Origin of the sequence: Citrobacter sp. S-77 (assembly GCF_963864895.1) — a bacterium.
GTDB classification, from domain to species: Bacteria; Pseudomonadota; Gammaproteobacteria; order Enterobacterales; family Enterobacteriaceae; genus Citrobacter; species Citrobacter murliniae.
Map to the genome: position 1 here is coordinate 1 of NZ_CAWLWU010000020.1, position 1,004 is coordinate 1,004.

Sequence of the window (1,004 nt, forward strand, 5' to 3'; positions counted from 1 at the left end):
GGTACGGCCGCCTTCACGGATTGCGAAACGCAGACCGTCGTCCATCGCGATCGGGTGGATCAGGGTAACAACCATTTTGATGTTGTCGCCCGGCATTACCATCTCTACGCCTTCTGGCAGTTCGATGGTACCAGTCACGTCAGTAGTACGGAAGTAGAACTGCGGACGGTAGCCTTTGAAGAACGGAGTATGACGGCCGCCTTCGTCTTTGGACAGAATGTACACTTCAGATTCGAACTTGGTGTGCGGCTTGATTGAACCCGGCTTAGCCAGTACCTGACCACGTTCGATTTCTTCACGTTTGATACCACGCAGCAGAACACCAACGTTCTCACCAGCACGGCCTTCGTCCAGCAGTTTGCGGAACATTTCAACGCCAGTACAGGTAGACTTAGCAGTCTCTTTGATACCAACGATTTCAACTTCTTCACCAACTTTGATGATACCGCGCTCTACACGACCGGTAACAACGGTACCACGACCGGAGATGGAGAATACGTCTTCGATAGGCAGCAGGAACGGCTTGTCAATCGCACGCTCTGGTTCCGGGATGTAAGAATCCAGGAAGCCAGCCAGTTCGATGATTTTCGCTTCCCACTCTGCTTCGCCTTCCAGCGCTTTCAGAGCAGAACCACGAACGATCGGAGTGTCGTCGCCCGGGAAATCGTACTGAGACAGAAGTTCACGAACTTCCATTTCTACCAGTTCCAGCAGCTCTTCGTCATCAACCATGTCGCATTTGTTCAGGAACACGATGATGTACGGAACGCCTACCTGACGACCCAGCAGGATGTGCTCACGAGTCTGCGGCATCGGGCCGTCAGTCGCAGCAACAACCAGGATCGCGCCGTCCATCTGCGCAGCACCGGTGATCATGTTTTTAACATAGTCGGCGTGGCCCGGGCAGTCTACGTGCGCGTAGTGGCGAGTCGGGGTGTCATATTCAACGTGAGAAGTGTTGATGGTGATACCACGAGCTTTTTCTTCCGGAGCGTTATCGATCT

General features: G+C 53.4%; 1 protein-coding gene. It reads right to left on the minus strand.

From position 1 onward, the window contains the following. Window positions 1-1,004: elongation factor Tu (gene tuf / locus AACS05_RS24835; protein WP_045438182.1), on the minus strand; the 1,004-nt coding region annotated here is incomplete at both ends.